This is a genomic window from Massilia sp. X63 (assembly GCF_041023745.1).
GTDB lineage: Bacteria > Pseudomonadota > Gammaproteobacteria > Burkholderiales > Burkholderiaceae_D > Telluria.
In genome coordinates this window covers 188,623-213,383 of the sequence record NZ_JBFTEF010000001.1, presented here as the reverse complement: position 1 = coordinate 213,383, position 24,761 = coordinate 188,623, and the positions used below count along the sequence as shown (strand labels likewise).

Annotated in this window: 27 protein-coding genes; 12 read left to right on the top strand and 15 right to left on the bottom strand. The window is 69.2% G+C overall.

The window, feature by feature from the left end:
* Positions 1-273: 273 nt before the first annotated feature.
* Together AB3347_RS01005 and AB3347_RS01000 are read left to right on the top strand one after the other, a co-directional pair.
* Positions 274-843, top strand: coding sequence for a ProQ/FINO family protein (locus tag AB3347_RS01005; protein ID WP_369089908.1), 570 nt, complete (start codon positions 274-276; stop codon positions 841-843).
* Complete coding sequence (locus AB3347_RS01000) at positions 843-1,484, top strand: 3'-5' exonuclease (RefSeq protein WP_369089907.1); 642 nt, start codon at positions 843-845, stop codon at positions 1,482-1,484. The genes AB3347_RS01005 and AB3347_RS01000 overlap by 1 nt, the downstream gene beginning before the upstream one ends.
* Here the strand turns inward: AB3347_RS01000 and AB3347_RS00995 are convergent.
* Positions 1,456-2,196 (bottom strand): class I SAM-dependent methyltransferase, encoded by a 741-nt coding sequence (locus AB3347_RS00995; protein ID WP_369089906.1) that lies wholly within the window; start codon positions 2,194-2,196, stop codon positions 1,456-1,458. The two genes, AB3347_RS01000 and AB3347_RS00995, sit on opposite strands and share 29 nt — an antisense overlap.
* Before the next feature lie 143 nt (positions 2,197-2,339).
* Between AB3347_RS00995 and AB3347_RS00990 the strand changes: the two genes are divergently transcribed.
* Together AB3347_RS00990 and AB3347_RS00985 are read left to right on the top strand one after the other, a co-directional pair.
* On the top strand, positions 2,340-3,035 hold the full coding sequence (locus AB3347_RS00990; protein WP_369090504.1) for a cytochrome c: 696 nt from the start codon (positions 2,340-2,342) through the stop codon (positions 3,033-3,035).
* Positions 3,032-4,300 (top strand): cytochrome c, encoded by a 1,269-nt coding sequence (locus tag AB3347_RS00985; RefSeq protein ID WP_369089905.1) that lies wholly within the window; start codon positions 3,032-3,034, stop codon positions 4,298-4,300. Before AB3347_RS00990 ends, AB3347_RS00985 begins: the two co-directional genes overlap by 4 nt.
* A 5-nt stretch (positions 4,301-4,305) precedes the next feature.
* Here the strand turns inward: AB3347_RS00985 and AB3347_RS00980 are convergent, their stop codons facing one another.
* On the bottom strand, positions 4,306-5,319 hold the full coding sequence (locus tag AB3347_RS00980; RefSeq protein ID WP_369089904.1) for a sodium-dependent bicarbonate transport family permease: 1,014 nt from the start codon (positions 5,317-5,319) through the stop codon (positions 4,306-4,308).
* A gap of 92 nt (positions 5,320-5,411) precedes the next feature.
* Here AB3347_RS00980 and AB3347_RS00975 point away from each other — a divergent pair, with 92 nt between their 5' ends.
* Positions 5,412-6,296: a LysR family transcriptional regulator gene (locus tag AB3347_RS00975; RefSeq protein ID WP_369089903.1), complete on the top strand. Its 885-nt coding sequence runs from the start codon at positions 5,412-5,414 to the stop codon at positions 6,294-6,296.
* 96 nt (positions 6,297-6,392) lie between these two features.
* Here the strand turns inward: AB3347_RS00975 and AB3347_RS00970 are convergent, their stop codons facing one another.
* The 4 genes from AB3347_RS00970 to AB3347_RS00955 form a co-directional block, all read right to left on the bottom strand.
* Positions 6,393-7,178, bottom strand: a complete 786-nt coding sequence (locus tag AB3347_RS00970; protein ID WP_369089902.1) for a hypothetical protein — start codon at positions 7,176-7,178, stop codon at positions 6,393-6,395.
* A 135-nt stretch (positions 7,179-7,313) separates the two neighbouring features.
* Positions 7,314-8,435, bottom strand: a complete 1,122-nt coding sequence (locus AB3347_RS00965) for a type IV pilus twitching motility protein PilT (protein WP_369089901.1) — start codon at positions 8,433-8,435, stop codon at positions 7,314-7,316.
* Between the two features lie 22 nt (positions 8,436-8,457).
* On the bottom strand, positions 8,458-8,703 hold the full coding sequence (locus AB3347_RS00960) for a hypothetical protein (RefSeq protein WP_369089900.1): 246 nt from the start codon (positions 8,701-8,703) through the stop codon (positions 8,458-8,460).
* Positions 8,704-8,737: 34 nt separating this feature from the next.
* Positions 8,738-9,211, bottom strand: coding sequence for a DMT family transporter (locus AB3347_RS00955; RefSeq protein ID WP_369089899.1), 474 nt, complete (start codon positions 9,209-9,211; stop codon positions 8,738-8,740).
* Between the two features lie 219 nt (positions 9,212-9,430).
* Between AB3347_RS00955 and AB3347_RS00950 the strand changes: the two genes are divergently transcribed.
* On the top strand, positions 9,431-10,192 hold the full coding sequence (locus AB3347_RS00950) for a head GIN domain-containing protein (protein ID WP_369089898.1): 762 nt from the start codon (positions 9,431-9,433) through the stop codon (positions 10,190-10,192).
* A 31-nt stretch (positions 10,193-10,223) separates the two neighbouring features.
* On the opposite strand, the gene AB3347_RS00945 is transcribed toward AB3347_RS00950, so the two are convergent.
* Positions 10,224-10,673 carry a copper chaperone PCu(A)C gene (locus tag AB3347_RS00945; RefSeq protein ID WP_369089897.1) on the bottom strand — a complete coding sequence of 150 codons (450 nt, stop codon included), beginning with the start codon at positions 10,671-10,673 and terminating at the stop codon, positions 10,224-10,226.
* A gap of 39 nt (positions 10,674-10,712) precedes the next feature.
* Positions 10,713-11,255 (bottom strand): YaeQ family protein, encoded by a 543-nt coding sequence (locus AB3347_RS00940; RefSeq protein ID WP_369089896.1) that lies wholly within the window; start codon positions 11,253-11,255, stop codon positions 10,713-10,715.
* Positions 11,256-11,370: 115 nt separating this feature from the next.
* On the opposite strand from AB3347_RS00940, the gene AB3347_RS00935 reads away from it, so the two are divergent.
* From AB3347_RS00935 to AB3347_RS00910, 6 genes are all read left to right on the top strand, one after another.
* Positions 11,371-12,402, top strand: a complete 1,032-nt coding sequence (locus AB3347_RS00935; protein WP_369089895.1) for an NADP-dependent oxidoreductase — start codon at positions 11,371-11,373, stop codon at positions 12,400-12,402.
* Positions 12,403-12,734: 332 nt separating this feature from the next.
* The gene (locus tag AB3347_RS00930) at positions 12,735-13,073 is read left to right on the top strand and encodes a KGG domain-containing protein (RefSeq protein WP_369089894.1); all 339 of its coding nucleotides are present in this window, start codon (positions 12,735-12,737) and stop codon (positions 13,071-13,073) included.
* Between the two features lie 115 nt (positions 13,074-13,188).
* The gene (locus tag AB3347_RS00925; protein WP_369089893.1) at positions 13,189-13,707 is read left to right on the top strand and encodes a YgjP-like metallopeptidase domain-containing protein; all 519 of its coding nucleotides are present in this window, start codon (positions 13,189-13,191) and stop codon (positions 13,705-13,707) included.
* Between the two features lie 162 nt (positions 13,708-13,869).
* Positions 13,870-15,162: a hypothetical protein gene (locus AB3347_RS00920; RefSeq protein ID WP_369089892.1), complete on the top strand. Its 1,293-nt coding sequence runs from the start codon at positions 13,870-13,872 to the stop codon at positions 15,160-15,162.
* Positions 15,163-15,169: 7 nt separating this feature from the next.
* On the top strand, positions 15,170-15,607 hold the full coding sequence (locus tag AB3347_RS00915; RefSeq protein ID WP_369089891.1) for a phosphate ABC transporter substrate-binding protein: 438 nt from the start codon (positions 15,170-15,172) through the stop codon (positions 15,605-15,607).
* Between the two features lie 4 nt (positions 15,608-15,611).
* Positions 15,612-18,308 (top strand): EAL domain-containing protein, encoded by a 2,697-nt coding sequence (locus tag AB3347_RS00910; protein ID WP_369089890.1) that lies wholly within the window; start codon positions 15,612-15,614, stop codon positions 18,306-18,308.
* A gap of 32 nt (positions 18,309-18,340) precedes the next feature.
* Here AB3347_RS00910 and AB3347_RS00905 read toward each other — a convergent pair whose 3' ends face one another.
* The 7 genes from AB3347_RS00905 to AB3347_RS00875 form a co-directional block, all read right to left on the bottom strand.
* On the bottom strand, positions 18,341-19,495 hold the full coding sequence (locus AB3347_RS00905; protein ID WP_369089889.1) for a DUF1501 domain-containing protein: 1,155 nt from the start codon (positions 19,493-19,495) through the stop codon (positions 18,341-18,343).
* Position 19,496: 1 nt separating this feature from the next.
* Positions 19,497-20,858 (bottom strand): DUF1800 family protein, encoded by a 1,362-nt coding sequence (locus AB3347_RS00900; RefSeq protein WP_369089888.1) that lies wholly within the window; start codon positions 20,856-20,858, stop codon positions 19,497-19,499.
* Between the two features lie 104 nt (positions 20,859-20,962).
* The gene (locus AB3347_RS00895) at positions 20,963-21,517 is read right to left on the bottom strand and encodes a TIGR00730 family Rossman fold protein (protein ID WP_369089887.1); all 555 of its coding nucleotides are present in this window, start codon (positions 21,515-21,517) and stop codon (positions 20,963-20,965) included.
* A gap of 23 nt (positions 21,518-21,540) precedes the next feature.
* Complete coding sequence (locus AB3347_RS00890) at positions 21,541-22,236, bottom strand: TetR/AcrR family transcriptional regulator (protein WP_369089886.1); 696 nt, start codon at positions 22,234-22,236, stop codon at positions 21,541-21,543.
* A 75-nt stretch (positions 22,237-22,311) separates the two neighbouring features.
* Positions 22,312-22,806, bottom strand: coding sequence for a phasin family protein (locus AB3347_RS00885; protein ID WP_369089885.1), 495 nt, complete (start codon positions 22,804-22,806; stop codon positions 22,312-22,314).
* A 57-nt stretch (positions 22,807-22,863) separates the two neighbouring features.
* Complete coding sequence (locus tag AB3347_RS00880) at positions 22,864-23,709, bottom strand: response regulator (RefSeq protein ID WP_369089884.1); 846 nt, start codon at positions 23,707-23,709, stop codon at positions 22,864-22,866.
* 72 nt (positions 23,710-23,781) lie between these two features.
* Positions 23,782-24,753, bottom strand: coding sequence for an esterase/lipase family protein (locus AB3347_RS00875; protein ID WP_369089883.1), 972 nt, complete (start codon positions 24,751-24,753; stop codon positions 23,782-23,784).
* Positions 24,754-24,761: the final 8 nt, after the last annotated feature.

The following is a 24,761-nucleotide window of genomic DNA, read 5'->3' as shown; positions in this document are numbered from 1 at the left end:
GCAAGAATTGGTGATAATTGAAATATCCGATAAGGGATATCACCAGCTTGAATATGACTGGCTCCTTCGCCGATCTCCCGGCCAGTCTGCGACGGCGCAAGCCGTGCGCAAGGCAAGGGGCGGATCATACACGATTTCATGCCCGCACGCCTGCCTCCGGCACACGAAGTTCGCAATCTGATTCTCAAGATTAATGAAACAAGTACAATACGGCCGGTACTGGCGTCCGGGCGCCGTGCTATCCTTCGCTTTCCCGTTCTTACAATGAAGTCAATGAATACCAATACCGCTGCCGAGACCGTCGACACCAACGCTCCTGCCACTCCCGAGACGCCGGAATCGCCGTCCACCGAGACGTCCACGGCCGCTCAGGCACAGGACACCGCCGCCGGCGAGGCTCCGGCCACCGCCCCTGCAGCCGCCCCATCGGCGCCGGCCGCCGCACCGGCCCCATCGGCCCGCGCCCTGCTCAAGCAACTCCAGCAGGAATTCCCGGCCTTCCGCGACTGCCTGCCGCTGGCCATCGGCATCGACAAGCAGCTGCTGGCGCGCATGCCCGACCTGAACCGCAAGGCCATGCGCGCCGCGCTCGGCATCCACACCGGCTCGATGCGCTACCTGCGCGCCATGGAAAAAGCCAAGGTGCGCTACAACCTCGACGGCACCCCGGGCGCCGAAGTCACCGACACCCACCGCCAGCACGCCAAGGAACAGCTGCAGGAACGTTTCAAGAAAGAAGCCGAGCGCAAGAAGGCCGAGCGCGACGCCGCCGCGGCCGAAGAAGCGAACCGCCAGCGCCAGGAAAAGCTGAACGCGCTCGCCGCCAAGTTCTCGCGCTCTTGATGTCCGAACCGAGCGCCGTCGAGCCGGAAGACCTGCTGCCGCCCTACGACGGCATCCGCATGGCCGACGTGCGCATCGTGCGCACGCCCGTCGATGCGGCTGCCGCGCTGGCGGCGCTGTCGCAGGCCGACGTGGTCGGCTTCGACACCGAATCCAAGCCCACCTTCTCGAAAGGCGAGGTCTCGACCGGGCCGCACCTGGTGCAGCTCGCCACCGACGAACTGGCCTACCTGTTCCAGATCGGCAGCGCGGCCAGCGCCCAGGCCGCCCTCGACGTGCTCAAGCCGGTGCTCGAATCGGACAGCATCCTGAAGGTGGGTTTCGGACTCGGGGACGATTTGAAACGAATACGCGCCAAGCTCGGCATCGAAGCGCGCAACGTGCTCGACCTGGCGACCGCCATGCGCCGGCGCGGCGAGCGCAACACGCTCGGCGCCAAGACCGCGGTGGCGCGCTTCTTCGGCCAGAAGCTGCAAAAGTCGCGCCGCATCACCACCACCAACTGGGCCCTGCCCCATCTGAGCGAAAAGCAGGTGCTGTACGCGGCCGACGACGCCCACGTGGCGCTGCGCCTGTACCGCTTCTGGCGCGCCAATCCGCCGGCCGACGAGGCTAGCCCGCCGCCGCGCCGGGCTTCCTGACAACGAAATACGCTTCCGGGCACAGCGCCGTTCCCAGCATCGGGAACGGGCTCGCGCTTGCCTTTCTGAGAGCGAACTGCTCGGCCAGCGCCTTGCGGAACACGCGGTGATCGAAGCCCATGTGCTCGTTGTGCACCTGGACGTCCGGCGGCAGGTAGCCGATCGGGCGGTCCCTGGGCGGCATGCCCAGGGTCGCCATCAGCACGTGCTTCGGCTTCGCGTCATAGGCGCCGTAGCGCCGGCTCATGCGGAACATGCCCTTGTACAGGGCCGGCAGGCCGACTTCGACCGGCACCCCGAACACCGCCTCGCCATCGTCCTTCAGTAGCGCGCCCACCTCGGCCAGCGAGGCCGTGCGCATCGCCAGCGGGATGTGCTCGAACACTTCGAGGCAGAACAGCAGGTCGGCCTGCCCTCTCGGGATCGTGTCGAACGAGGCGTGGAACTCGACCCGCGGCAGGTCCTTGAGTTCGCGCTTCGCTTCTTCGAGCAGGTCCGAGCAGGGCTCGTAGCAGACGATGGTGGCGTTCGGGTAGGCGTGCACCAGGTGCTTGCACAGCTCGCCGCTGCCGGCGCCGAAGTCGAGCACGCAGCGGACCTCGTCGCGCGCTTTCTGCGCGAACCCGATGGCGCTGTGCAGGCGCTGCTGCTGCAGCCAGCGCTTGATGGGATTACGGTCCCTGAATACCCCTTCGGTATAGCTCACCCCCATGTGACTCCCATCCTGCGCTCCGCGGTCCAAAGGGCTGCGATTATAACAAGTGGACGAAGCGGCAAGCGTTGATACGAGTTATCATTCCAGCATTGTCATTGCCGGGTTCACTCATGACGGGATATCTCCATCCTCTGCGCAGCATGCTGTTCGCCGTCCTCCTGCCCACCGCCGCTGCGCTGCACGCAGCGCCGCAGGCAGTGCCCGACACCCTCGCGCAGCGCCTGCTCGCCTGCGCCTCCTGCCATGCGCGCGTCGATGCGCGCGGCGATCCGGTCAACGACAGCTACTTTCCGCGCATCGGGGGCAAGCCGGCCGGCTACCTCTACAACCAGCTGCTGAATTTCCGCGAAGGCCGGCGCCAGTACCCGCTCATGACCTACCTGGTGGACCACCTGCCCGACCCCTACCTGCGCGAGATCGCCGGCCACTTCGCGGCCCAGCCGCCGGCGGCGCATGCCGCGGAAAGCCCGACCGTCGCGCCGCAGGTGCTGGAGCGCGGCCGCCAGCTGGTGATGAACGGCGATGCTGCGCGCAAGGTCCCGGCCTGCGTGGCCTGCCACGGCCAGCGCCTGACCGGCGTCGAGCCCGCCATCCCCGGCCTGCTCGGCCTGCCGCGCGACTACGTCAACGCCCAGTTCGGCGCCTGGCGCAACAAGGCGCGCCGCGCCCACGCGCCCGACTGCATGGCCGAGATCACCGCGCGCCTGTCGCTGGAAGACGTGAACGCCGTCTCGAGCTGGCTCGCGGCCCAGCCGACTCCTGGCGATCCGCGCCCCGCAGCCGCGATCGCGCGGCCCCTGCCCCTGGCCTGCGGCAGCGCGCCGGAGCAGCCATGAAGAAGATCGCCCTGGCGCTCGGCGCCCTCGCCGCCTTCGCCCTCGTTGCCGTCGCCATCGCCTGGCCGCGCGAGGACTTCATTCCCGCGACCTCGCCCGCCGCCTGGGCCGCGACGCCGGACAACATCGCGCGCGGCGCCTACCTTGCACGCGCCGGCGACTGCGTGGCCTGCCACACGGCGCGCGGCGGCGCCGAGTACGCGGGTGGCCGCGCGCTCGACACGCCCTTCGGCCGCCTGTACGGCCCCAACCTCACGCCGGACGCGGACACCGGCATCGGCAACTGGAGCGCCGACGACTTCTGGAACGCCCTCCACAACGGCAAGTCGCGCGACGGCCGCCTGCTGTATCCGGCCTTCCCGTACACGAACTACACCAAGGTCTCGCGCACCGATTCGGACGCCCTGTTCGCGTACTTGCGCAGCCTGCCCGCGCAGCGCCAGCCGAACCGGCCGCACGAACTGGACTTCCCCTACGACCAGCAGCTGCTCCTGGCCGGCTGGCGCCTGCTCTACTTCAAGCCCGCCACCTTCACGCCGCAACCGGCACGCGGGCTCGCGTGGAACCGCGGCGCCTACCTGGTCGAAGGCCTGGGCCACTGCAGCGCATGCCACAGCACCCGCAATCGGCTGGGAGCAACGGGCGACACCCTGTCGGGCGGCCTGATCCCGACCATCGGCTGGTACGCGCCCTCGCTCACCGCCAGCGGCGAAGCGGGCCTGGGCGACTGGGACCAGGAACACATCGTCGCGCTGCTGTCCACCGGCATCTCGCCGCGCGGCAGCGCCACCGGTCCGATGGCCGAAGTGGTGGCGCGCAGCCTGCAGCACCTGACCCAGGCCGACGTCGGCGCGATGGCCACCTACCTGAAGTCGCTGCCCTCGACCGAAACAAAGGCCTCCGACGGCGGCGAGCGCGCCGGCGAGCAACTGCTGGCCGAGGGCCGCCGCCTGTACGGCTCCTACTGCGTGGACTGCCACGGCGCCGACGGCAAGGGAAAGACGCCGGCTTATCCGCCGCTGGCCGGCAACCGGGCGGTGACCTTGACCCCGGCCGTGAACGCGATCCGGATCGTGCTCAATGGCGGCTTCCCGCCCGCGACCGCGGGCAACCCGCGCCCCTACGGCATGCCGCCCTACAGCCACGAGCTCAACGATGCGCAGGTGGCGGCGGTGCTGACCTATGTGCGGGCCAGCTGGGGCAACGCGGCGCCGCCGGTATCGGTGCCGGACGTGAACCGGTATCGGAGCGTGCCGCTGGACTGACTTCCTTATGCCCGTCCCAGCACGAGCGCCGCCACATGGGTGTACGCCGGTATCCCCAGCAGGATATTCAGCGGAAAGGTAATCCCCAGCGACATGCTGAAGTACATCGACGGATTCGCCTCGGGGATCGCGTAGCGCAGCACCGCCGGCACGGCGATGTACGAGGCGCTGGCCGCCAGCACCATCAGCAGGGCCGCGTTGCCGGCCGATAGGCCCAGCAGGACCGACAGGCCCAGCGCCAGGCCCGCATGCAGCACCGGCGCGCCGGCGGCATAGGCCAGCAGCCAGCCCGACTGGCCGCGCAGCTTGCCCAGGTTGCGCGCGGTGAGCAGGCCCATGTCCAGCAGGAAGAAGGCCAGCATGCCCTTGAACAGGTCGACCGAGAACGGCGCCATCGCCGCCTTGCCGGCCTCGCCGCTCAGCAGCCCGACCAGCATCGCGCCCAGCAAGAGCAGTTGGGTGCCGTCGGTGAACGACTCGTGCAGGATCTTGCCCATGCCGCTGCCCTGGCCACCCGCGCCGCCCAGCACCGCCGTGCCGTTCGCGCCCGGCAGGAGAGCCGGCGCCGGCGCCTGGCGCCGCAAGGTGTTGGCCAGCACCACCGCGATCACGATGGCGGGCGATTCCATCAGGGCCATGGCGGCCGCCATGTGCCCGCCGTAGGCGATCCCCTGGGTGTCCAGGTATTGCGAGGCGGTGATGAAGGTGACGGCGCTGACGGAACCGTAGGTCGCGGCCACCGCGGCGGCGTCGAACGGCGACACGATGCGCTTCAGGAGCCGGTAGGCCAGCAGCGGCACCAGCATGGCCAGCAGGACCGCCGCGCCGAGGCTGGCGGCGACTTCCGCCGTCAGGCCGGACTTGGCCAGGGCGAAGCCGCCCTTCAGGCCGAGCGCCATCAGGAGGTACAGGGACAGGAAGCGCGAGATCGGCTGGGGAATCTCGAGGTTGGACTTGACGCAGCCGGCCAGGATGCCGAATGCAAAAAACAGGATGGCAGGGTCGAGGAAACTATGCATGTTGTGCTCTTCATTACAGGGACCTGCATGCTAACCCCATCCATGAATCGAGAAAAATCGATTATCATGATACGCAGAATAGATAAATCCCTATGCATACCACTTTCCGCCAGCTGCGCCTGTTCCTCGCCTTTGCCGAACACCTGAGCGTCACGGCCGCCGCGCGCGCCTGCCACGTCACCCAGCCGACCGCCTCGATGCAGCTGCGCGAACTGGCCGACGCCATCGGCATGCCCCTGTACGAACAGGTCGGCAAGCGGCTCTACCTCACGGCGGCCGGCGAAGCGCTGGCGCGTACGGCGCGCGCGATGCTGGACGAATGGAGCGCGTTCGAGCAGCACATCGACGCGGTCAAGGGCGTCACGCGCGGGCGCCTGAAGGTCTCGGTGGTCAGCACCGCCAAGTATTTCGTGCCGCGCCTGCTCGGCAGCTTCTGCGCCGCCTTTCCGGAGATCGACGTGGCGCTCGAGGTGCTCAACCGCGACGGCGTGCTGCGGCGCCTGCGCGACAACCTCGACGACCTGTACATCATGTCGATGCCGCCCGAGGACCTGGAACTCGAGCGCCACGCCTTCCTGGCCAATCCGCTCGACCTGATCGCCTCGAGCTCCCATCCGCTGGTCGGGCGGCAGCGCATCACGCTGGACGAGCTGGCCTCGATGCGCTTCATCCTGCGCGAAAAGGGATCGGGCACCCGGCTCGCCTGCGACCGCCATTTCCGCTCGCTGCGCTTTCGTCCCGACGTGCGCATGGAACTGGGCAGCAACGAAGCCGTCAAGCAGGCCGTGGCGGCCAGCCTCGGGCTGGGCGTGGTGTCGCGCCATGCGCTCGGCGACGCGCCGGAAGACGCGCAGATTGCCGTGCTCGACGTCGAGGGCTTCCCGGTCCAGTCCAACTGGTGGACCCTGTACCGCAAGGGCAAGAAGCTCTCGCCCGTCGCGCTCGCCTTCCTGGCGCACCTGGAGCATGCGAAATGAGGGCCTTCGCAGGCATGGCCGTCGCCCTCGTCCATCGCTGCCGATCGTACCGGGCAGCTGTCGTGTTCCGGCACGCGGCCGTACCTACGGCGCCGGCTAGTCGATCAGGGTCTTGACCATTACCCGCCCGTCCGGCAGCGGGCTTTCCTGGCGCAGCATCAGCTGGCTGCCCTTGGCGAACCAGAAGGTCGATTCGCTGCCCGGGCGGTTGTAGTCGGTCTTGACCACCCAGCAGTCCACCGGACCGCTCGGCCCCGCGATGGTGCTCGATCCGGCGACGCGGAAGCTGTAGCGCTGCGGCGCCGACGGCCCGCCCGGGTGGTAGAAGTTGATGCGCGCGTCCAGCCCTTCGGCCAGCGGCAGCGCCTGCAGGAACTCGATGTCGGTCTCGAAGTTGTAGGTCGGCTCGCCGGACGCCACTGCCAGGTCCTTCTGGGTGTTGTCCGCCAGCTCGCGCATGCCGGTGATCTTGTCGGCGGCGAACACGAAGCCCTCCACCACGCGCTTGCCGTCCCGCTCGCTGATGCGCTCGTGGCTCAGGGGACGGAAGCTGCCGGCTTCGAACCAGGAATCGAGGGTGCGGGTCGACAGCGCCGGCCACACGCCGTCCCAGCGCTGGACGATGCGCATCAGCGGCTTGCCGGCGCGCTCCTCGAAGCGGATCTCGCGTGTCCAGATGTCGATCGGCTGGTTGGCACCGGTGGACGGGGTGCGCATGAAGCGCAGGTAGTGGTGGGTGCCCGGTTTCAGCAGCGCGAAGCGCGCCAGCGGCGCGCCGACGTCGATATTCACGACGGCCGCGTGGGCGGACAGGCCCGGGGTAGCAAAGGCGGCAAAAGTGGCGGCGAGCAGCGCCAGGACGGGACGGCGAAGGACATGCATGGCTGACTCCGGCTGATACGGTGGCGCGCAGTATCGCCCCTGTGTATCCGGAATGGCAACAAAAAACGGATATGCATGCCGGAGGAATCACGCGGGAATGCCGCCGCCAGCCCGGGCGGCGGCCCCACAGTGCGCTCAGATCATGTCGGCGAAGCCCACCCGGTCGGTGGTGGCGTTGCGCGCATCCTCGACCCGCACCTTGTGCGCCGCCAGCAGCTGCTCGAGCGAGGCGTTCATGGTGTGGCAGCCCGGATCGCGGCCGGCGTTCATGTGGGCGCGGATGGCGCCGACGTCGCCGCTTTCCAGCATGCGCATCACGGCCGCGCTGGGGGTCAGGCATTCGGTGGCGAGGTGGTAGCGGTTGCCCTCGACCGAGGGCAGCAGCGCCTGGCACAGCACCCCACGCAGGGCGTGCGCCAGGGCCTGGGACTGGGCTTCCGAATTGCCCAGCAGGCGCAGCATCTTCTGCAGGCCCAGCTCGGTGGAGCGTGCATGCAGCGTGGCCAGCACCAGCGGACCGGATTCGGCCAGGGCCAGCGCTTCCTGGGCGGTTTCGGCGTCGCGGATCTCGCCGATCACGATCACGTCCGGGCGCTCGCGCAGCGCGTCCAGCGCGCCCAGGTAGTAGCTGGCGACGTCGGCGTCCTCGCCCACTTCGCGCTGGGTGATGATGCACTTGCGCTGCGGGATCAGGGTCTCGACCGGGTCTTCGATGGTGATGATGTGGCCCGAGCGCTGCTTGTTGATCTCGTCGATCATCGAGGCGATCGTGGTCGACTTGCCCTGGCAGGTGTCGCCGATGATCAGCACCAGGCCGCTGGCCAGGCGCGCAAACTCCTGCTCGTCCGGCCACAGGCCCAGCTCGGACAGAGCCAGCGGCTCCTTCGGGAAGCGGCGGATCACGCAGCCCAGGCGCTTCTTGCCCTGGAAGCTGAAGCAGTTGGCGCGGATGCGCGCCGTGTGCAGGTCGATCGAGCGGTCGAAGGCGCGCAGCGCGATGCGTTCCCCCCAGTTCGGCTCGATGACGTCGAAGAATTCTTCCAGCTCTTCCTTGGTGATCGGCGAATCGGTCACCGCCACCAGGCCTTTCGGCTGGCGCAGCATCAGCGGGCTGTTCTGGTGGATGATGATGTCCGAGAACACCAGGCGCGAATTCAGCAGGTGCAGGATCTGCTCGACCAGGGTCCCGAATACCGGGTGGTCTTCGTTCTCGATGTAGGACAGGGTGGGGATCTGCGAGGACTGGTGATGTTCCATCGGGCCGGCACGCCTAAAAAGGTTAAATGGTGCCGGACATTATAAAACCATGCTTCGCCGAAAGATTGCAAAACTGAAAGAAAATTGTTGGAATGCCAGCTGGCGTGCCCTGCCTGCAACGCCGCGGGAGCGCTAGGCCGAGCGGGGCGCGCTGCCCGAACAGGTGGCGCCCCTTGTATTGCAGGAAGGTGCAGAGCGCCACGAGCAGCAGCGTGAAGGCATACGGATGCCTGGTGTCACGCCAATGGACCAGCTGGTTGGCACGCATCGCGGCTCCTCCTGGCGGCCGGGTCCGCCGGCGCTCAGTGCCGCAGGCCCGCCAGGATGCGGTCGCCGAACAGGGTGATCGCCACGCCCAGCGCGACCACGCAGGCGCCCAGCACCCGTACGTTCGACACTTTCCGCACCGTCATGTTAACCAGGCCAAAGTGGTCGATCGCCATCGATGTGAGCAGCTGGCCTGCAATCACCAGCACGATCAGGCTCAGCAAGCCAATGCGCGGCGCCAGGAACACCGTGCCGAATACGAAGGCGGCGCCCAGGAAACCGCCGGCGAACTTCCAGGCCGGCTGCCCGGCCAGGGCCGTCAGGGTCGGGCCCAGCCCGCCGCGCGAGACGGCCACCCCGGCCAGCACGACGGTGCCGCAAGCGAAGGAGACCAGGGCGGCGACCACGGAATTGGCGCCGATCGACGCCGCCAGCTGGGTGTTCACGGCGGCCTGGAACGACATGGCCATGCCGACGCAGAAGGCCATCAGTAAGAAAATCAGGTTCATTGCTTCCTCTACCGGCCGCATGCCGGGGCAAAAAGCGCACGATTCTAGTGCAATCCGGCCGTTCGGGATAGCACCGGTGGCGCACGAAGCCATGACGGCCTGTCACGCCAGCGCGCATTCCAGGCGCTGGACCCGGCACTTCGTCGCATCCGGCGTGCGCCGGGCCCGGCGCTTTCCTAAGATGGCCGTATCGACAAACGCCTTATCAAGGAGACAAGCATGAAAAAAACCTCGCTCGCTGCCGCCGCCCTGCTCGCCGCCCTCGTCGCCGGCGCCAGCGCGCCCTCCATGGCCGGCAGCTGGTCCTGGGGCGGCGAGCAGGTGCAGGGCAACGGCGCCGTCAAGCGCCAGGTGCGCCAAGTGGCGCACTTCACCGGCCTGGCCTTCGAGATGCCGGGCAAGCTGGAGCTGCGCCTGGGCGACAGCGAGGGCATCACCATCGAGACCGACGACAACCTGCTGCCGCTGGTGGAAACCGTGGTGGAGAACGGCACCCTCAAGATCCGCCCTTCCAAGCGCAACCTGAGCCTGCGCACCAGCAACCTGCGGGTGGTGGTGAATGCGCGCCAGATCGAGCGCCTGGCGCTGGGCGGCTCGGGCTCGATCGACGCCGACCTGCTGCGCGGGCCGCGCCTGAGCATCGACCTGGGCGGCTCGGGCAAAGTCACTGTGCGCCAGCTGGACAGCGACGCGGTGGCGGTGGCCCTGGGCGGCAGCGGCGACTTCAAGGCCGGGACCGGCCAGGCGCGCAAGCTGTCGGTATCGATCGGCGGTTCGGGCACCGTGGACATGGGCCGGGTGCAGTCGGACAGCGTCAGCGTCAGCGTGGCCGGCTCGGGCGAAGCGACCGTATGGGCGCGCAATGAGCTGAGCATGACCATCGCCGGTTCGGGCGACGTCAATTATTACGGCGACCCGCGCATCAGCAAGTCGGTGGTGGGTTCGGGAGGTGCGCGCCGCATCGGGGCGGCGCCGCAGTAAGCGCCATGGCCGGCCGGCGCCGGCCGTCCGGTCAGTGGCCGGCGTGTGCGCTGTGCGTCAGCGGCTTGACCGGCACGCTCAGCTTCACGTCCTGGCGCTTGCCGGCGGCATCCTGCACCTGCAGGGTCAGGTCGACCTGCTCGCCTTCCTTCAGCTGGCGCTTCAGGTCGAACAGCATCACGTGGTAGCCGCCGCTGGCCAGGTTGACCGGCTTGCCCGCCGGCAGTTCGATCGACTCGACCCGGCGCATGCGCATGGTCTGGCCATCCATCGCCATTTCGTGCAGCTCGGCGCGGCCGGCCACCTCGGCCTGCACGCCGACCAGGCGCGCGGGCGCCGCCGACTGCACGCGCATGAAGGCCCCGGTGGCCTTCTGCGCCGGCACGGTGGCGCGGATCCAGGGCTCGGACACGCTCAGCTGGGCAAAGGCGGAAGCGGACAGCAGGCTGCCGGCAAGGAGGGCAAGGAACTGGCGTTTCATGGCGACGAAGCTGAAGTGAAGTGAACGGGAATTATAACTTTACTGCCCGCCGCGCAGGTATTCGCGCTCGACCAGCACCGTATCGACGCCGTCGGTCAGCCACACCTGGCCGTCCTGGATCGTGCACTGCAGCTGCATGTTCCGCTTCGCCATCTTCTCGAGCTGGACGCTGGCCTCGTTCGGGATGTTCACCACCGCGACGTTCCTGGCGCGGTCGATGCCTTTGGCGATGCCCCTGAACCAGATGTCGCTGGTGGCGCTGTAGCTGTACACAATCACCTTTTCCGAACGGCCGGCGGCCTTCAGCAGGCGCTTCTCGTCCGGCTGGCCGACCTCGATCCAGGCCTGGATGGCGCCGGTCAGGTCCTTCTGCCACAGCGCCGGCTCGTCGACGTCGAACAGGTCCTTGGTGAAGGCGAGCGCCGGATCCGCATGCAGCGCGAAGGCCAGCACCCGGATCATCACGCGCTCGTCGGTCTCGGACGGGTGGCGCGCGATGGTCAGGGTGTGGTCGCCGTAGTAGTTGCGGTCCATGTCGGCGATCGACAGGTCGGCCTTGTAGATGGTTGCCTTGAGAGCCATGAATGAAAAACCGGGTTGCGTGTTGGAGGGGAAAGCCCGCTATTGTCGCACGCGCGGTGCCGCTCCGTGAAAGTGGCGGTATAGTCACGTTGCCAAAACACGCACGGAGACCACGATGACCAATGCATTCCCCCCGAACCAGCAGTTCCGCCTCGCCGCGCGTCCGCTCGGCCTGCCGCGCAACGAGGACTGGCAGTTCCACGAAGAAGCCGTGCCCGAGCCGCAGGACGGCGGCATCGTCGTCAAGGTGCTCTACCTGTCGCTCGACCCCGCCATGCGCGGCTGGATGAACGAAGGCAAATCGTATATCCGCCCGGTGGCGATCGGCGAAGTCATGCGCGCCGGCGGGCTCGGCGTCGTGGTGGCCTCGCGCTCGCCGCGCTTCGCGGTGGGCGACTACGTGGCCGGCGGCACCGGGGTGCAGCGCTACTGGTCCGGGATGGCCGACGACAAGACCGCCGCGTTCACGAAGATCGACCCGGCGCTGGCGCCGCCCACGGCCTGGCTGAATACCCTCGGCATGCCCGGCATGACCGCCTTCTTCGGCTTGCGCGAGGTCGGCCAGCCGAAGCCTGGGGAGACCGTGGTGGTCTCGGGCGCCGCCGGCGCGGTCGGCATGACGGTCGGCCAGGTGGCGAAGAAAATGGGCTGCCGGGTGGTCGGCATCGCCGGCGGCGCCGACAAGTGCCGCTTCGTGGTCGAGCAGCTCGGCTTCGACGCCTGCATCGACTACAAGGCGGGCTCGGTGCACGCGAGCCTGAAGGAACACTGCCCGCAGGGCGTGGACGTCTACTTCGACAACGTCGGCGGCGATATCCTGGACGCGGTCCTCACCCGCATCAACATGAAGGCCCGCATCGTCATCTGCGGCGCTATCTCGCAATACAACACCACCAGCCAGGTCAAGGGGCCGGCCAACTACCTGTCGCTGCTGGTGAACCGCGCGCGCATGGAGGGCATGGTCGTGTTCGACTACGCGCCGCGCTATGCCGAGGGGGTGGCCACCCTGGCCGGCTGGATGCGGGAAGGCAGCGTCAAGAGCATCGAATACGTGGTCGAGGGCTTCGAGCGCTTCCCCGAAGCCCTGCTCATGCTATTCGAGGGCAAGAACCTCGGCAAGCTGGTGCTCAAGGTGGCCGACGCCTGATCCAGGTGCCCGATCCGCCTGGCCGGGCGCCCCGGCCAGGCGCACGTGCGCGCCCTGTTCCACGCATTCGCGATGCTCGATCGCGAGGAAGAAGCGCAGCGCGCCCGTGTGGTGGACGAGCTGTTCTACCCGGCGCCGGCGGCAAAGAACCGATGTCCCGGCTCTCAACCAACCGAAATAACCTCTTGCAACTTCACAGCTAGCGCGCGAATTCGCTGCCGGTCCCGACCCGAAGGAACTAAGGCTTTAGCCTCCTCTCTAAACGGCACGAGCGCATCCATACACGCTCGCGGCTTCCCAATCGACAGCGACAGCACCACAAGGAGAGCGACATGGCGACAAGTAAAGAGAACGGCAAGGGCAGCGCGCAGAAAAGCGGCGCCGGCAGCGGCCAGGCGCCGGCCAAGCGCGGTTTCGCGGCAATGGACCAGAACCAGCAGCGCGAGATCGCCAGCAAGGGCGGACAGGCGGCGCACCAGAAGGGCACCGCGCACGAGTTCGACTCCGAAGAAGCACGCCGCGCCGGCCAGAAAGGCGGCGAGGCCGTCAGCCGCAACCGCGCCCACATGGCCGATATCGGGCGCAAGGGTGGCGAAAGCCGGCAGTCGGCCCAGCGCGCCGCGGCAGCGGCCAAGCAGGCCGGCAATCGCCAGGGCGAAAAGGAAAGCTGACCAGCTTTCCGGCTGACAGGACCATTCCCACAGCGATGCATCCCACCACGGCGCCCGCGGGCGCCGTGCTTCCGCCGAACCCGAAGCTGCGGCGCCGTGATACATTGCGGCCCCTATGCACACGTTTCCCTACCTCACCGCCTATCCCGAAACCCTGCGCGCCCAGGTCGGCCAGCTGGTCGACGCCGGCCAGCTCGGCGACGTGCTCCTGCAGCGCTACCCCGAGGCGCACGGCATCCGTACCGACAAGGCGCTGTACGCCTACGTGCAGGACCTGAAGGACGAGCACCTGCGCCAGGCCGAGCCGGTCGCCAAGGTGGCGTTCGACAGCAAGATCCAGGTGGTGCAGCACGCGCTCGGGCTGCATACCGCGGTTTCGCGGGTGCAGGGCAGCCGCCTGAAGGCCAAGCACGAGATCCGCATCGCCAGCGTGTTCCGCGACACGCCGCTGCCCTTCCTGCGCATGATCGCGGTGCACGAACTGGCCCACCTGAAGGAAAAGGACCACGACAAGGCCTTCTACAAGTTGTGCTGCTGGATGGAGCCGCACTACCACCAGCTCGAGTTCGACCTGCGCCTCTACCTGACCTGGCTCGACCTGGGGGGCCGGCGGCTGTGGGCGACGCCCGCCTGAGTTCCTGCCCCGCGAGCCGTTGCCACGGAACAACGGATATTGTCAAAATAGCTTGTTGCAATATCTGAATCCCTCGACTTTCACAGTTGCGTTCGGTAAAGTCGGGAACTCGCGCCCGCCAGCCGGGCCTCGCTTTTGCACGCCGTTCAGCCGCATCGAATCATGAGCTTTCCGTTTTTCCTTCCCGGCCATCCCGTATCGGCAAGTCTTCGCCGCAGCATCCTCGCCAGTGGCCTGCTGGCTTGCGCAGCCATCGGCAATGCGGTGGCCGACGACAGCGCTCCGGCCGATGCATCGACCGGCCCGAGCTGGAAGTTTTCCGGCTTCGGCACCCTCGGCATGGTGCATGCCAGCGTGCGTGACGCCGACTTCAGCTCCACGGTGCTGCGCGCCAACGGCGCCGGCCGCAGCGAGCGCTGGAGTCCGGACGTCGACAGCCGCCTGGGCGCCCAGCTCGACCTGTCGCTGGGACGCTGGTCGGGCGTGCTGCAGGTGGTCAGCGAACAGAATATGGATGGCAACTACCGCCCGCGCATCGAGTGGGCCAACGTCAAGTACCAGGCCACTCCCGACCTGGCGCTGCGCGTCGGGCGGATCGCGCTGCCGGTGTTCCTGATGGCCGACTACCGCAAGGTCGGCTACACCATGCCCTGGCTGCGTCCCCCGGTCGAGGTCTACGGCGGGCTGCCGATCGCCAGCAGCGACGGCATCGACGCCACCTGGCGCTGGGGCCGCGGCGACACCCGGCACGCAACCCAGGTCTTCTACGGCCGCACCGACACCCGCCTGTTCGACGATCGCCGGCTTGAGGCGCACGGCATCGCCGGCCTGTCGCACAGCATCGAACGCGGCCCGCTGAGCGCACGCCTGTCGGCGCTGACCGGCCACCTGACGACCGGGATCGGCGACGAAGTGTTCAGCGCCATGCGCGGCTTCGGTACGCAGGGCGCGGCGCTGGCCGGCCGCTATGCGATCGAGCACAAGCGCGTGAGCATGGTCAGCGCCGGGTTCAGCTACGACCCGGGCCAGTGGTTCGTGAGCGCCGAGGCCGGACACGCCCAGACCCATTCCCTGCTCGGCGAGACCACCACGATGTACGCCGGCGCCGGCTACCGCTTCGCCAGCCTGACGCCCTATCTCGGCTTCGCCAGGGCGCGCGCGCACGGCGCCAACCGCGACCCGGGCCTGGCGCTGGCCGGGCTGCCGCCACGTACCCAGGCGCTGGGGGCCGCGCTCAACGCCGGCGTGAATCTCTACCTGGGCACGATTCCGATCCAGACCACGCTCAGCACCGGCCTGCGCTGGGACCTGGCGACCAACGTCGCCCTCAAGGCCCAGTACGACCGCGCCCGGCCGACCGACGGTTCGCGCGGAACCCTCATCAATACGCCGTCCAGCTTCCGCTCCGGCCAGACAGTGCACGTGGCAAGCGTGGCGCTCGATTTCGTATTCTGAGGCGCGCATGGCGACACGAATCCGACGCCTGGTGGCGGCTGCCACCCTCGTCCTGGCGCAGACGGCCTCCGGCAATGCCTCGGCCGAGCTGGTGGTCATCGTCTCGGCGCGCAGTGCGCTGCCGGCGCTGTCCGGCGGCCAGGTCGCCGCGATCTTCCTCGGGCAGTCCGGACGCTTCCCCGACGGCGCCGAAGCGGTGGCGCTCGACCAGCGCCTCGGCTCGCAGGAACGTGACCTGTTCTACCACCAGGTCACCGGCAAGACCCCGGCCCTGCTCAAGGCGCACTGGTCGAAGATGGTGTTCACCGGCCGCGGCCAGCCGCCGCGCGAACTGGCCGACAATGCCGCGGTGCGCCGCATGGTGGCCGACAACCCAGCAATGATCGGCTACATCGACCGCTCGGCGCTCGATGCCAGCGTGCGTCCGGTGCTGGTGCTGCGCTGACGCGATGAACACCCTGGCCACGCCGGCGCGCGCCCATCCGCCACAGCCGCGCGCGCGGCGCACGGCACTGGTGCGCTGGCTCGGGCGCGGGCTGGAAACCCACATCTCGCTGCCGCTGTTTGCATTGCTGCTGGTCGCGGTGCTGTGGACCGCCGCGCTCAACATGATCGGTTCCGAAGAGCGCGCCGCGCACGCGGCGGCGCGCGACGCCACGCGCGAACTGGTCGACACCTACGAAGCCCAGATGGCGCGCAGCCTGAGCGGCATCGACCAGACCCTGCGCGTGCTGCAGTACGCCGTCGAGACCAAGGGCCCCGGCGCGGCCCTGGACGCGATGGCCGCCAAGGGCCTGTTGCCGCCGGGCCTGGTGTTCCAGGTGGCGATCATCGGCAGCGATGGCCGTGTGCTGGCCAGCAATCCGGCCACCCGGCGCGGCGGCGACGTCTCGCGCGCCGACTGGTTCGCCTGGCACCGCGAACATACGGGCGACATTCCCTTCGTGAGCGCCACCGTCGGTCGGCGCGAGCCGCACGTGGTGTTCTCGCGGCGCATCAACGATGCCGGCGGGCGCTTTGCCGGGGTCGCCAGCGTGGCGGTCGACCCTGCCTTCTTCACCAGCGCCTACGAGCATTCGCGCCAGGGCGAGCGCGGCCTGCTCGGGGTTGCCGGCGCCGAGGGCGTCCTGCGCGCCGTGCGCATCGGCGACCAGGTCTCGTGGGGGCAGCGCTTCCCGATCGGCCGGCCCGACGAGGTGGTGCTGGCCGCGAACGCCATCGACGGCGAACTGCGCTACACCAGCATCCGGCCCCTGGGCGGCTTCCCGCTGGTGGCGGTGGTCGGCCTGTCCGAACCCGAGCAGATGGCCGAGTTCCGCGCGGAGCGCCGCGCCTGGCTGCTGGGCGCCAGCGCCGGCACCGCGCTGCTGCTGTGCCTCGTGACCCTGGTCAGCGCCTGGTCCTGGCAGCTCGCCAAGGCGCGTCGGCGCGAGCGCCTGGCGCAGGAAACCTATGCCGCCGCCTCCGAAGCCAGCCTGGATGCCTTCTTCGTGCTGCGCACCGTCGCCGGCGCCGACAGCGAGGTGCTCGACTTCCTGGTCGAGACCACCAACACCCGCGCCGAGGAACTGACCGGCCTGCCCAAGGCGCGCATGGAAGGCAAGCGCATGTCGGTGCTGCTGCCGGCCCACATCGGCCTCGGCATCTTCGAGGACCTGGCCGCAGTCGCCACCGACGGCGTGGCGCGCGAAGCCGAATGGCTGGACCACGTCCAGTCGGACCAGGACCGCTGGCTGCACCGCCAGGTGGTGCCGGTCGAGGGCGGCGTGGTGGCGATCGTGCGCGACATCACCGAGCGCAAGCTGGCCGAGCAGCGCATCCGCCACCTGGCCCACCACGACGACCTGACCGGCCTGCCCAACCGCAGCCTGCTGCGCGACCGCCTTGGGCAGGCCATCCGCGATGCCGAACGCAAGGGCAATGCGGTCGGCCTGGCCTTCATCGACCTGGACGGCTTCAAGCTGGTCAACGACGGTCTCGGTCACAATGCCGGCGACGAACTGCTGAAGGTGGTGGGCGCGCGCATGGCCCGCTGCCTGCGCCGCAACGATACCCTGGCGCGCTTCGGCGGCGACGAGTTCGTGATCCTGCTGCCCGACCTGTCGGGCGACCCGATGGCCATCACGCCGCTGCTGGAGAAGGTGCGCGAGGCCGTCACCGAGCCGGTCGATGTCGAGGGCCAGGAAGTACAGGTCAGCTGCAGCATGGGGGTGGTGCTGTATCCGCGCGACGGCACGGACGCCAACACCCTCATGATGAACGCCGATGCGGCGATGTACCGCGCCAAGGAGCACAAGGACAGCTTCCAGTTCTACGCCAGCGAGATGAACGCCAGCGTGGAAGAAAAGCTGGTGCTGCTGGAGGGCATGCGCGCCGCACTCGAAGCCTGCGTCGATCCCGGCTGCCGCAGCGAAGACTGCCAGTTCCAGCTGCTGTACCAGCCGAAGGTCGACCTGCGCACCGGCCGCCTGTTCGGGGTCGAGGCCCTGATCCGCTGGAAGCATCCGGAACAGGGCATGATTTCGCCGCTGCGCTTCATCGGCCTGGCCGAGGAAAGCGGCCTGATCGTGCCGTTGGGCGAATGGGTGGTGCGCACCGCCTGCGCCCAGGGCCAGGCCTGGCGCGCCGCCGGCCTGCCTCCCGTGAGCATCTCGGTCAACGTGTCGGCCCGCCAGTTCGAAGAAAAGCGCCTGGTCGAGCGCATTGCCGGCGCCCTGCGCGACTCCAGGTTGCCGCCGGAAGCGCTGGAAGTCGAGGTCACCGAAAGCTCGATCATGCGCGACCTGACGCGCGCGGTGGAAAAGATGCGTGAGCTGAAGAGCATGGGCGTGTCGCTGTCGATCGACGACTTCGGCACCGGCTACTCGAGCCTGTCGGCGCTCAAGTCCTTCCCGATCAGCCGCCTCAAGATCGACAAGAGTTTCGTGAGCGACCTGGCAGACAGCCCAGACGACCAGGCCATCGCGATGGCGGTGATCTCGCTCGGCCACAAGCTGAACCTGCGCGTCATCGCCGAAGGCGTCGAGACCGAGCAGCAGCGCGCCTTCCTGCGCGCCAACGACTGCGACGAGATGCAGGGTTACCTGTTCAGCCGTCCGGTGCCGCCGGAGCAGATCGCCGCGCTACTGCGCCCGGCACCGGCCTGAGGGCGCTCGGAGCCGGGCCGGCCCCGGCCGCTTCAAGCCTTCAGCAGGCGCGGCAGCGGCTTGCCGAGGGCGATCTGCGGAAACAGGGTGCGCGCCACCCGCTCGGGGTCGAGGCCGAAGGTTTCGGCGCAGGTCTGGGCGATGAGGGTGTCGAGTCCCATGGTCGGGCGCAGGTCGCGTCCCTCGAACAGGTCGGCCGGGGCCAGGCCCGGCCAGTCGGCCAGCACCCGGCCGCCCTGCACTGCGCCGCCCAGCAGCATGGCGGCCGCGCCGGTGCCGTGGTCGGTGCCGCCGGTGCCGTTGGCCGCCGCGGTGCGCCCGAACTCGGTCGCGACCAGCACCACGGTCCGGTCCCAGGCCGGTCCGAGGCCCTGGCGCAGGCCGCCGACCAGGGTGTCCAGGTTGCGTAACTGGGCCGCCAGGCGGCCGCCCTGGCCGGTGTGGGTGTCCCAGCCACCGGTTTCGATCATTGCGATGCGCGGACCGTCCGCGCGCGCCAGGAAACCCGCCGCCATGCGTCCGATCTCGCCCGGCTCCTGGCGCCTGGCTTTCGGGTCGGTGCTGCCCGCCATGCCGCGGGCGTCGAGCGCGGCCGACCACAACGCATGCAACTGGGCGTCGCCGGCATACAGCTGGGCCACACGCTGCATCAGGTCCTCGTTCGCGTCGGGCAGCCCCGAAGGCGCATACGAGGGAACCGCCAGCGCGCCGCGCAGCGCCATCGGCACGGTCGGAGCAAAGGCGATCGCATCCCTGCCGCGTTGCGAGAGCATGCCGACCAGCCGGTTCATCCAGCCGTCTTTCAGCGCGTAGGGAGCGCGCCCGCCGGTTTCGAGGATGTTCTGGCCGTCGAAGTGCGAGCGCTCGCGGTAGGACGACGCAAGCGCGTGGATGAAGCTGGCCTGGCCGCCGAGGTACAGCCCGTGCAGCGTGGCCAGCGACGGATGCAGGGCGAAGCTGCCGTCGAGCTTGAGGGCGGTTTCCGGCTCGACCGCGAGCGCGCCGCGCAGGCGCGCATAGTGCGGGTCCGCGGTCGGGATCACGGTGTGCAGCCCGTCAGCCGCGCCGCGCTGGATGATGAAGATGAAACGCCGCTCGGTGGGCAGCGCGCCGCCGGCAAAGGCCACGCGCGGCGCGGCCAGCAGGGCGGCGGCGCCGGCCAGGAAGGCACGTCGGTTCAGGCTCATCTTATCTCCTCAGGAAGTCGGGCGATGCGAACAGCAGCGCCAGCGCGGTGGCCGGGCTGTCGGAGCGGGCGATCGCCTGGCGCGTGCCTTCGCCCAGGTTCGGCAGCACTTTCGGCGCCAGCGCGCGCGCATCGACCGCTGCGCCGGCCTGGGCGCCCAGGCGCTGCGCCACCTCGACCCGGCGCAGCAGCGCATCCGGCGCAGCCCAGGCGGCGCCGGTGTCGCCGTAGCCGGCCGGCGAACCGGGACGCCAGACCGGCTGTCCGAGCTGGTTCAGCAGGTTGGCCACCTGCTGTTCCGGCATCTCGCGCCGGCCCAGGGCGCGCAGGCAGGAGATGCTCCAGTCCCATGGCGACTTGAACTTGCCCGGGCCGGGCGCCCAGGTTTCCGCCGCCTGCACCAGCTCGCGGTACACGCTCGGCAGGTCGCCGCCGCTGCGGCGGAAGGTGTCGGCCAGGCGCAGGACCAGCGCCGCGGGCGGTTCGTCGGCCACGAAATGGCGCGCCAGCTTGAGCGCGATGTGTTCGGCCGTCGCCGGCGCCGCCGCCAGGTCGCGCAGGATGGCGCGGGCCTGGTCTTCGCCCCCGGCCGCATAGCTGCGCCCGAGCACGCGCCGGCTGCCCGGTTCGTGCAGCGCAGGCGCGAAGCGGAACGGCGCCGGCGCTTCGTCGCCCTCCCCGTCCTCCGGCAAGGTCCAGCCGGTGAGTGCGCGCGCGAATTCGGTGACGTCGTCCTGGGTGTAGCCGCTGCGTACCCCGAGCGTATGCAGCTCGAGGATCTCGCGCGCCAGGTTTTCGTTGAGGCCTGCGTTGTTCCTCTGGCGCAGCCGTGCGCGGCGTCCCGCCATGCTGTCCGGGCCGGTGGAGCGCGCCTGGTCGAGGTAGACCAGCATGGCCGGATGGCGCACCGCGGCCAGCAGCAGGTCTTCGAAGCGTCCCATGACGTGCGGGCGGATGGCGTCGGCCTCGAAGCTGCCGGCCAGGCTGATCACGGGGCGCTTGTCCACCGAGACGGCGAAATGGTTGGCCCAGAAGTGCACCAGGCGTTCGGCGAAGGGCGTGGGGGTCTGCAGGGCGCTGGCCACGCGGGCGCCGATCGCGCCGCGGTAGGTCGCGCCCTCGCTGTCGCGCCAGGCCTCCAGCAGGCTGCTGCGCTGCGCTTGCGGCGTCTGGCGCAGCGCACGCTGATGCGCGACCCACCCGGCAGCCAGCTGCGGGGTGCGCGGCAGCGCGCGCCAGGGTGCGGGCAAGGGATCGAAGCTGTCGAGCTGGGACAGCAGCCAGCGGCGCGGATCGGCCGGTGGGCTGTCGTCCGGGCGGGCGCCGAGCCCGAAGCGGTTGAGGGCGATCGATTCAGTCGTCATGGGGCGCAAAGTGGAGGACCATGCAGGTATTCCGTTTAACCGACAGAAAAGTTCCAACTATTTGTTGCCGCGCCGCGCCCCGCCCCGGCAAGGGGCAAATCGCTTCAGGCGGCAGGCAGCGCGGCCGCGCGCAGGCGCCGGATCAGCGCATCGGGATCGGCATCGACCTGCAGCAGGTCGAGGTGGGCGCTGCGGACGAAGCCCTCGCGGGACTGGTGGCGCACGAAGTCGACCAGGCCGTCCCAGAAGTCGTTGGCGTTGAGCAGGCCGATCGGCTTGGCGTGGATGCCCAGCTGGGCCCAGGTCAGCATCTCGAACAGCTCTTCCAGCGTGCCCATCCCGCCCGGCATGGCGATGAAGCCCTCGGACAGCTCGGCCATCATGGCCTTGCGCTCGTGCATGTCCTTGACCACGAACAGGCGGGTCAGGCCGGCGTGCCCGACCTCGCGCTCGACCAGGGCCCTGGGGATCACGCCGGTGGCTTCGCCGCCCAGGCGCAGCACCTCGTCGGCGATCACGCCCATCAGGCCGACCTTGCCGCCGCCGTAGACCAGGCCGATGTTGTGTTCCACCAGTGCGGCGGCCAAGGCGCGCGCCGCGTCGGAATAGGTCGGGTTGACGCCGTGCGAGGCGCCGCAGTAAACGGCCAGGGTCTTCATCGTGGGAGCATGCTTAAAAACGGTTACAGGAAATCGGCGCCGGGCCTGGCCTCGGCGGACAGCTTCTTGAGGTATTCCTCGGACAGCTTCTCGAACAGCAGGCGGGTGTCGCCGCGCAGGTAGGGGCCGACCATCGACAGCACCTGGTAGCAGCCGCGCGCGAGCGCGTCGGCGATGGCCTGCTGCTCGCTGTACTTGCGCGGGTTGCGCACGTACTCGTAGGACAGCCAGTAGGTCGCCACCACCACCATGTTGGTCGCCATCGCGCCGATCTGCTGGTCGGAGGCCTCGAGCGAGCCTTCGCTGCGCAGGTCCTCGCACAGCTGGCGCGCCACCTTGATCTTGTGCGCCAGGATCGCCTTGAAGTGCAGCTCCAGCTTGCGGTTGCGCGACAGCAGGTCGTTCAGGTCGCGGTAGAAGAAGCGGTAGCGCCAGATCAGCTCGAACATCAAGTGCAGGTAGAGCCACACGTCTTCCATGTTCGAGCGGCGACCGGCCGGCACCGTGAGGATGCGTTCGATCTCCGTCTCGAACTGGACGAAGATCGAGTTGACGATGTCGTCCTTGTTGCGGAAGTGATAGTACAGATTGCCGGGCGAGATATTCATCTCCTCGGCGATGACCGTCGTCGTGATGTTCGGCTCGCCGAACTCGTTGAACAGCCTGAGCGAGAGCTCGAGGATGCGTTCGCGGGTCCGGCGCGGAGCTTTTTGTTGCATGAAGGGCGAAGTTTGTGATTCCAGCCGGGAGGATAACACCAAAAGCTGTCAGGCAGACAGCATTCGGACCACCGTTCAGGCGCCTTCTTCTTCCTGCGGCGGCGCCGCCTTGGGGGCGCGGCGCGTGCGCTTTTTCGGCGCCCCGGCCGCGGCCGCCGGCGCCGGCAGGCGATCGGCGAGTTGGGCCAGCATCAGTTCGAGCTCGTCGACGCGGCGCCGCAAGGCCTCGACCTCGCTGGCGGCGGGCACGCCGATGGTCGCCAGGGCGCGCGCCACGCGCTCCTCGAACACCTGTTCCAGCTTGCCCCAGGAGCCGCCCTCGCGCCCGATCCTGCGCGCAGCCCGCTCGGCGGCGCGGGCCACGGTGCCGGTGGCGTCCTCGACGTCGCGGGCGCGGCGCGCCAGCACGCTGCCGTCGCGCACCAGGCGCGTGAACGAACGGCCGCCCTCGCCCGCTTCCTGGGCCTTGGCGAAGGCGCCGAGTCCGGCCTGCCAGATCTGCTGGGCCGATGCGCGCACGGCGCGGGCCAGGGCCTCGTCGTCGTCCTCTGCGTGGAGTTTCTTGCTCATGACTGTTCCTCGTATACCGGTACGGTCATTTTATGCATGCACGCTAGAACACTGGTTCTAAAGCGTGTCACCGCCCTCGGCTTGCGCACGGGTGCGCTGCAGCAGCAGGGCTTCGCGCATGCGCGCGCGCAGGCTGGCGGCCGACACCGGCTTGGCATAGTGGGCCTCGGCCACGCCCGAGCGCAGCGCGGCCTCGATCTCGGCCAGGTCCTGCTGCCCGGTCAGCATCAGGCGCACCGTGCGCGGATGGCGCGCGGCGACCTGGGCCAGCACCTCGGTGCCGCTCATGCCGGGCATGGCCTGGTCGCACAGGATCACCTCGACCTGCTCGCGCTCGAGCAGCACCAGCGCCTCGGGGCCGGAGGCGGCAAGCAGCACGCGCAGCGGCTCCTCGCCGAGCATGTCGGCCAGCACCGCCAGCATGAAGGGATCGTCGTCGACCAGCAGCACGGTCGGCCGGGACGGCGCGGACGGCGCGGCGTCCTGCCGCGCCGCGCCCGTGGAGGCAGGAGGCGGCGCCGCGGGCGCGGGGGCGGCGGCGGCCGGCAGGAAGGCTTCGAGCTCGGCCACGAAGCTCTCCGGTTCGATCGGCTTGCTGATGTAGCCGTCGAAGCCGGCGTCCAGCACCCGCTCGCGGTCGCCGGCCATCGCCAGCGCGGTCACGGCCAGCACCGGAACGCGGGCCAGGCGCGGCTCGGCCTTGAGCGCGGCCAGCACGGCATAGCCGTTCATGCCGGGCAGGTTGACGTCGCAGGCCACCAGGTCGGGCGCTTCGGCGCGGGCGACGGCGATACCGCGCGGCCCGTCCGGCGCACTGACGGCGGTGTGTCCATACGCGGTGAGCAGAAACGCCATCAGCTCGACGTTCGCGGGATTGTCTTCAATGATCAGGATGCGGGCCAACTCGGCGCTCCAGTTGCGGCGTTGGGCTTACTGTAACACGCCGGCCGTACATACATCCAATACCGACCGGCTTCAACGCGCCGCTTGCGTCTGGCGCACCGACGCCTGCTCCAGTGCCGCGATCTCGCGCATCACGGCGTCGAGCACGCGCGGGTTGCGCCCCAGGGCGACGTGGCCGACGCCGCCGAAGGCCAGGTTGCGCGCGCCCGGCAGTTGGCTCGAGGTCTGCGGCGCGATGATATTGTCGTGGTGCGAATAGATCGAGGTGACCAGGGCGCGCGCCGCCGGGTCTTCGCCCTGATCGAGCGCGCGCAGCCAGGCGCATTCGGGCGGCTCGTGCGCGAGGGCGCGCGCCGCCCGTCGCATCTGGGCGGCGTTCAGGCCCAGCCCGAACGCGGCCAGGCAGGTGCCGTGGTGCGGGGTGCCGAGCGTGATCACGCGCGCCACCTTGCCGGTGCCGCAGGCGCGCATCCAGGCCCGCGCCACCAGTCCGCCCATGCTGTGCGCGACGACGATCACCTGCTGCGCGCCGGTGGCCGCGCGCAGTGCGTCGACTGCGCGCTCGACCAGCGGCGCGTAGCCGTCGATGTCGCCCATCAGGGGTTCGAGGTCGACCGAGGCATGGCTGATGCGCGCGGCGTCCAGGCGCGGAACCAGCTGCGACCAGTAGCCGCTGTTGCAGCCGTAGCCGTGCAGCAGCAGCACCGGCAGTCCCGCGCCGCCGGGGTGGATGCAGGTGCCGGCGCAGGCGCGCGGCATGGTCCAGGAAGACTGCAGCATGCTGGCGCCGAACTCCTCGAGGAACATGCGCAGGCGCGCCCCCGGGCGCAGCTGGAATTCGGCCGGGGTCGGGCTGGCGAAGCGCGCGCTCATGAGGAAGTTGTTGGCGTTGATGGCCAGGCGCACCAGCAGCACGCTGCCCAGGCCCGCGGCCAGCCCCTGCCAGCGGTTGGCCCCGAAGATCTGCACCGCCGCCAGCCCGATGCCGAGGGCCGCCAGGGCCTGCACGACGAGCAGCAATTGCAGGAGGCGGCGCGCGCTCATCGCCCCAC